The following is a 6000-nucleotide window of genomic DNA, read 5'->3' on the forward strand; positions in this document are numbered from 1 at the left end:
CCGGACCACCCGCGCGCCGGACCGTCCGGCTCGGCACACCTTTCACATGTGTCAAGGTCGGCGGCGTTCTACATACGTATATTCCGGCAGCTCCGTACGATCACGGCCGCGCCCAACATCCCGCCCCAGCGGATTCGCCTGACCGGCGGACGACAACAGCCCCGAGGGACCGACAGCCTGCGTTGCCGGTCCCTCGGGGCTGTGTGCGTCGCCGCGGTTGACCCACGGGTGGGTCACTTGGCGTGGAGGGGACCGGCGAAGGAGTTGCGCAGGGACCCGGTGGCGAGCGGAAGCAGGGAGGCGAGCACCTTGCCCTTGACGGTGCCGGGCACCCGGGTCAGCTGGACGTCGACCCGGGTGCCGTCGCCCTCGGGGGTCATCTTGAAGGTCCAGCCGCCGCCGGCTCCGAAGAGCTTGGAGTCGAGGGTGCTGATGGTGACCTTGTCGCCGTCCGGCTCCCACTCGTAGCGCGTGCGCTCCCAGGCGGCGGCTGTGCCCTCGGTGACCTCGGCCCAGGTGTCTCCGCGATCGTGGACCTCGAAGTGTTCGGCGTCGATCGTGGGCCAGGCCTCGGCGCGGGAGGGACCGAAGTCGGTCAGAACTCCCAGCACGTCCTTCGGGCTGAGCGTGGAGACGAGGTGGAACCGTACGACTGCCATGGGATTTCCTCACCAAGAAGTAACTGTTCTGGCCGGTGACGGAAGACTCCCATGGATTTCCGTCACCTGTCAAGGCGGTTACCCTGGGTCTCATGTCACCTGTCAGGAGGGTCATGTGAGACATGTGTTTCTCTGCGGAACGCCCACCCTCGACTTCGTGGGCACCTTGCAGGAGCGGCGTGCGCCGGTTCCGATCGAGCGGATCGGCACCCCCGGGCTGCTCGACTCGTGGTTCGTGGAGGCCGGGCTGCTCGACGACAGACCCGGATCCGGCGAGCCTGATCTGCGGGCGGCCCGGGAACTCCGGGAGGCGATCTACCTCCTGGTCCAGGCCCGACTCGTGGGCCGCCCGTTCCCCGCCGCAGCGGTCACCGCGGTGAACCTGTGGGCGGAGGGAGCGCCGGTGGTGATGTGCCTGGGCCCCGGAGGCGCGAGCCGTCTCGGCACGGCCTCCCAGGCTCTGAGCGAACTCGCCCGCGAGGCCGTCGAGATCGTCACGGGCGAGGACGCGGTGCTGCTGCGCGAGTGCGGGCGCCCCGACTGCACGCAGGTCTACCTCGACCGGTCACGAGGCCGTCGACGCGAATGGTGCGCGATGCGGACCTGCGGGAACCGCGTCAAGGCAGCCGCACTGCGGGCCCGCCGCCGAACGTGAGCACCCGGTGTCCGAGAGCCCTCGCCATGCGCCCGCTCCTGCACACGGACCCGGGCCACCGTGTCGGCGTAGCAACGCGCGGTGGTGACCACCTCGTCGAGCTGAAGGTGCAGGATCAGTCGCATGACTGTCAGTCAGGCCGCCAGAAGAGCCGCAAATATATGGTTTGTCATAAAGTATGAGGGACTCAAGGGACCGCGATTCAGTTGTATGACCGAATGCCGTGGGACACCGTACGCGGAGATCTCAGTCCAGCGCCCGCACCGCCCCGGCGACGGCGGATTCCAGGAACGCCTGGTCGGCGCGCGTCTGCCCCACGACACGCACGCCCTGGATGAACGTGGTCAGGAAGCGGGCCAGTTCCACCGGACTGCGCTCGGCGTTCAGCTCACCCCGCGCCCGGGCGCGCTCCAGCACCCCGGTCAGCACGGACTCCACGGCGGCCATGGTCGTACGCGCCTGCTGCACCGTGGCCTCGTGGCCCGCGCGTTCGGTGGTCGCGTTCACCAGCAGACAGCCGCGCTCCGGGTCCGCCACACCGGCCGCGACCATCGCGAGCAGCATCTCTTGCAAGGCCGTACGGATGTCGGCACCGGCCCGCAGGTCCCGTTCGAGTACCGCCACCAGAGCGTCGCAGTAGCGTTTCAGGGCCTGGGCGTAGAGGCCGTCCTTCGAACCGAACGCCGCGTACAGGCTGCCGCTGCCGATACCCAGCACCGCCGTGAGCCGCGGCATCGTCGTGGCGTGGTAACCCTGCTTCCAGAACACGCGCATGGCTCGCTCCACTGCCACGTCGGTGTCGAATTCACGAGGGCGTGCCACACCGGGATCCTTTCGTCGCAAAACCCCGAACACTGCGGGACGGCGGTCACCGTGCGGCGTCGACGGAGGTGCCGTGGGTGGGAAACGGTGCACTCTCCGCATTCTGGGCAACCGGCCGCGCCGCGGGCATGAGTTCGTCGACTGCGCGCACGAGTACACACCCTTTCACACCGTAAGACCCAGGTGCTCTTCGTCTCGCCCACGGCCGACCGGGTTCCGTTTCGATACGAACGAAAACATGCTCGACCCGGCGCTGTGGGGTTAGCCTCGACGACATTGACGGCAACGGCCCGAGGACCGACATGCAGGTGCACCTGAACCCCCTACTGGAGCCCGGAAACGCGCCCCGGCACGCCGCTGCCATCGTCGCGACGGCGGCCGACATCAGCGGCACCGAACTGGACTACAGCCCCGAGAGCATCGGCCTGGTCGAGGACATCATCGACGGCTTCCGGGACGAGGGTGTCACCGGTGAGGAGATGGCGGAAGCCCTCGTCGCCTTCGGCTGCTACGTCGGCGAGATCCTGACCCGGCACGTCGGCGGGGCCTGGCGGCCCGCCCAGGCCGCGCACCCCACCACCGCATCCCTCGTCGTGGAGCTACCCGACGCCCGGGAGTGCCACCCGATCGACTGGGTCTTCCGCCGTCTGACGTCCGGAACCGATATCAGCATCCGCGCCCTCTACGCGACGGCCGCCGCGCAGAACAGCGCCACGGACGAGGGAACACACGGATGAGCGCGCTCGCGGACGACTGGCACACATACGCGATGTATGTGAACACGTATGCCGACAGACGGCAGTGCGAGCGTCCGGCGCACCGGGGGGGTTCGAGGCTGCGAGCGTACGACCGCCGACTGACGCACCGGCGGTCCGCTGCGGAAGTGCGGGAGGGCGCCAAGTGATCGCGCACGACCCGGACGACTCTGCTCTGGACCACGACACCGGCCTGGTCGGGCGCGTGCGGGAAAAGGACCAGATCGCCTCCCTGCTGGGGGATCTGTCCCTCCGTTCTGGAACGGACATTAAAGCAAAGCGGAAACGGGCGACCCGCGCCGTACGGAACAGCCGGAGACCGTCGCCCCCCTGGGGGTGACGGGCGCCGCGCTCACATCCGTCTCGAACACCCCGCTCGGAGGCGCCGGCACACACCAGAAGGCCACGACCTGCCCCGTGCCGGAGAGCCGGAACGACACGTGCGACGCGAACCACTTCACAGCAACAGTCATGTGACGGATGCCACGGCAGCTGCCTCACATGAACACTGAGGGGTGGATGAGTGACATCACTGTTACCACCCGGCAGCAGCACGCCGCCGCGCCGTAAGCCCAGTCGGGCTCCCGCACAGTGCTTGAAGGGCGTACTTCATGGTCACCAAGAGTGTCTGGCTCGTCGGATTCCCATTCCGTTCCCACCAGGGCCGACCGGTTCAGCACTTCTACCTGGTGCACGAGGCGCCCGATGCCCAGGTCGCCCTTGAGGCAGCCCTGCACAGAGCCCGCACTCCCGGCGAACGGGCTCTGCGGGGCGGCCTCGACATCGAGGAGGCCACCGCCGAGATACGCGAAGTCGTCTGCGGGGAACTCGGCATCTGGCATATGGCAGAACGCGCTCCCCTCGCCGAGGGACCGACCGCAGTGCCGACCGCCATGCGATCCCGTCGCTACAGTGCGTGATCAACGTCCGAGGACCCGATTCATCGTTGTCGCTGATCAACATGGGTGCGTTCCTCCGGCCGCCCGCAGCGCAGCCAGTCCGCGAGTTCGGCGCGGGCCTCGCCGTAGCACGCCGCGTAGTCGAAGACGACGGTTCAGCGGGGCGCAGGTCCCCGGTGCATGCCTCGGGGCCCGCGCCCCGGCGTTCCCGCAGGGACCGAAGGGACTGGAACCTTGACTCAGCGCGCCGACCTAAAGAGCGCGGGCGAAGAGGACGAGTAGCTCCGACCAGTGCCGCTCGGCCGCCTCGGGGTTGTGGGCGGCGGTGTCGGACTGGGTGTAGCCGTGGTGGGCGCCCGCGTAGACCTCGCAACGGTGCTTGACGCCGGCCTCGGTGAGCGCGTCCTCCAGGCGGCGGACCTGCTCCTCGGGCATCGACGGGTCCTCGTCGGCGTGTGCGAAGTACAGCTCGGCGCTGATCCGGTCGGCGAGCAGGTGCGGGCTGTGGGGCGCCTCGCTCGCCAGATCGCCGCCGTGGAAACCGGCCACCGCGGCGACCCGGTCCGGGTGGGTGCCCGCCGTGTACAGCGCGAGCCGGGCACCCATGCAGTAGCCGGTGATGCCCACCGGCCCGTCCGTGGCAAGCGGCGACTCCGCGAGCCACCCCAGGTAGGCACCGGCGTCGCGCTCCGACAGCTCCGGGGTGAGCGCCTGCATCAGCGGGACCACCTTCCCCACGATGTCGGGACGGGCCTCCATGTCGATGAACTCGGGCAGCTCCACGACCGGGGCGTGACCGTGCCGGTAGAAGACGTTCGGGACGAGCACGGTGTAGCCGGAGGCCGCCAGCCGGTCGGCCATCGCCTTCAGGTGCGGGCGCAGCCCGAAGGCGTCCTGGTACATCAGAACACCCGGGTGTGCTCTCCCGTCGTCCGGGTGGACGAGATACGCGTCGGCGGTGCCGTCCGCGGTGGCGATGTCCACGAGGGTTCCGGTCACGGCGTTCATGGCGTGGTGCCTCTCTGCGAGGGAGGAATCTAGCGAACGGGGCATAACGAGGCGACCCTTCGCTCACACGTGTTGAACACCTCGATTCATCCCGCGATTCCCGTCCACCGGTACGAATTTCAATACGTGTGCCAGGCGGTCCCGATCCAATCGCCGGGGGGGGACACGGCGTCGTCGCCGGGAATGCCGACGTGCCTCAGGCCAGGCCGGTGGAGCCGGTCACGCAGGGCGGCCGTACGGTCCCGCCGGTGTTCCAGGGCACAGACGCCGTCGGACGAGACGAGAGACGAGGATCAGATACACAAGCAGGGGAAAGCGGCCGTCCCCACGGGGGACGGGACGGCCGCCGTGTCCCGTCGCACCTCGACCGTGCGACGGGGGCTCCACATGATGACGTGCCCAAGGCCTCAAAGGTTCACACCCAGCCCGGCGTCGAGAGACATGTCACCCTGGACCTCCTCGCTCGCAGGGTTTTCCGTCCGAACGAGTCACGCCCAACCCCGAGTTGGAATCCGGCAGAGGAATGACTGCCTCCAAGCAGACACATATGATCCCTGACGACATGTCACGATCACATGTCACGGGGCCGGTTGTCCGGCCCTTCCCTCACACTGCGAGGACGAGACTGACGTGAACGACTTCCACCCGGGCCGCAGACGCCTGCTGAAGATGTTCGGACTGGGCGCCACCGCGACCACGGCGGCCATCCTCCAGGCCGACCCGGTGCTCGCCGCGACTCTCGGGTACGACGAGAAGACCGGTGTCTCCCCCACCTCCTAGCGGGCTCCCAAGGGTCTGGCGCAGACCACCGCCGCCAAACAGACGGCGCTCGACTGGATCACGGCCAACGAGGCCGCGATCACGAAGCTGAGCGACGAGGTGTGGCAGCACGCCGAGCTGTCGCTGCGCGAGTGGAGGTCCTCCCTAGCCCACGCCACTCTGCTGAAGGACAACGGCTTCACCATCGAGTGGGGCGCGGCGGGCTTCCCGACCGCCTTCGTCGCCACCTACGGCACCGAGGGTCCCGTCATCGGCCTCAACGCCGAGTACGACGCCCTGCCGGGGCTGTCCCAGAAGAAGGGCGTGGGCAACCACGACCCGCTGGTCTACAACCGAAGGGCCCGGGGCACCTGGTGCGCCGTCAGTACGAGGAGGGCCGCGGCGTCCCGGCGATCGCCGCCGTCGAGCAGGACGCGACCGGA

The 6000-nt window shown here is 68.7% G+C and carries 7 protein-coding genes and 1 pseudogene; 5 read left to right on the plus strand and 3 right to left on the minus strand.

Annotation, left to right across the window (positions count from 1 at the left end; translation table 11 throughout):
- Positions 1 to 233 precede the first annotated feature (233 nt).
- A complete protein-coding gene (locus IEZ19_RS22760; protein ID WP_189313112.1) occupies positions 234 to 659 on the minus strand; it encodes an SRPBCC family protein in 426 nt (141 codons plus the stop codon).
- A gap of 115 nt (positions 660 to 774) precedes the next feature.
- On the opposite strand from IEZ19_RS22760, the gene IEZ19_RS22765 reads away from it, so the two are divergent.
- On the plus strand, positions 775 to 1314 hold the full coding sequence (locus IEZ19_RS22765; RefSeq protein WP_229840632.1) for a CGNR zinc finger domain-containing protein: 540 nt from the start codon (positions 775 to 777) through the stop codon (positions 1312 to 1314).
- Positions 1315 to 1560: 246 nt separating this feature from the next.
- Here the strand turns inward: IEZ19_RS22765 and IEZ19_RS22770 are convergent, their stop codons facing one another.
- A complete protein-coding gene (locus tag IEZ19_RS22770) occupies positions 1561 to 2136 on the minus strand; it encodes a TetR/AcrR family transcriptional regulator (protein ID WP_189313114.1) in 576 nt (191 codons plus the stop codon).
- 302 nt (positions 2137 to 2438) lie between these two features.
- On the opposite strand from IEZ19_RS22770, the gene IEZ19_RS22775 reads away from it, so the two are divergent.
- On the plus strand, positions 2439 to 2873 hold the full coding sequence (locus IEZ19_RS22775; RefSeq protein WP_189313115.1) for a hypothetical protein: 435 nt from the start codon (positions 2439 to 2441) through the stop codon (positions 2871 to 2873).
- Between the two features lie 629 nt (positions 2874 to 3502).
- A complete protein-coding gene (locus tag IEZ19_RS22780; protein ID WP_189313116.1) occupies positions 3503 to 3811 on the plus strand; it encodes a hypothetical protein in 309 nt (102 codons plus the stop codon).
- A gap of 231 nt (positions 3812 to 4042) precedes the next feature.
- On the opposite strand, the gene IEZ19_RS22785 is transcribed toward IEZ19_RS22780, so the two are convergent.
- Positions 4043 to 4798 carry a dienelactone hydrolase family protein gene (locus tag IEZ19_RS22785; RefSeq protein ID WP_189313117.1) on the minus strand — a complete coding sequence of 252 codons (756 nt, stop codon included), beginning with the start codon at positions 4796 to 4798 and terminating at the stop codon, positions 4043 to 4045.
- A gap of 630 nt (positions 4799 to 5428) precedes the next feature.
- Here IEZ19_RS22785 and IEZ19_RS50910 point away from each other — a divergent pair.
- Together IEZ19_RS50910 and IEZ19_RS22795 are read left to right on the plus strand one after the other, a co-directional pair.
- On the plus strand, positions 5429 to 5578 hold the full coding sequence (locus IEZ19_RS50910; RefSeq protein WP_229840634.1) for a hypothetical protein: 150 nt from the start codon (positions 5429 to 5431) through the stop codon (positions 5576 to 5578).
- Between the two features lie 332 nt (positions 5579 to 5910).
- Positions 5911 to 6000, plus strand: a pseudogene (locus IEZ19_RS22795) (hypothetical protein); the annotation flags it as partial.

It is taken from the genome of Streptomyces brasiliensis (genome assembly GCF_014647875.1).
GTDB lineage: Bacteria > Actinomycetota > Actinomycetes > Streptomycetales > Streptomycetaceae > Streptomyces > Streptomyces brasiliensis.

Excerpts from the sequence above, each read along its gene's own strand:
- IEZ19_RS22760 (WP_189313112.1), bottom strand. The coding sequence starts at position 659 with ATGGCAGTCGTACGGTTCCACCTCGTCTCCACGCTCAGCCCGAAGGAC.
- IEZ19_RS22775 (WP_189313115.1), top strand. The coding sequence starts at position 2,439 with ATGCAGGTGCACCTGAACCCCCTACTGGAGCCCGGAAACGCGCCCCGG.
- IEZ19_RS22780 (WP_189313116.1), top strand. The coding sequence starts at position 3,503 with ATGGTCACCAAGAGTGTCTGGCTCGTCGGATTCCCATTCCGTTCCCAC.
- IEZ19_RS22785 (WP_189313117.1), bottom strand. The coding sequence starts at position 4,798 with ATGAACGCCGTGACCGGAACCCTCGTGGACATCGCCACCGCGGACGGC.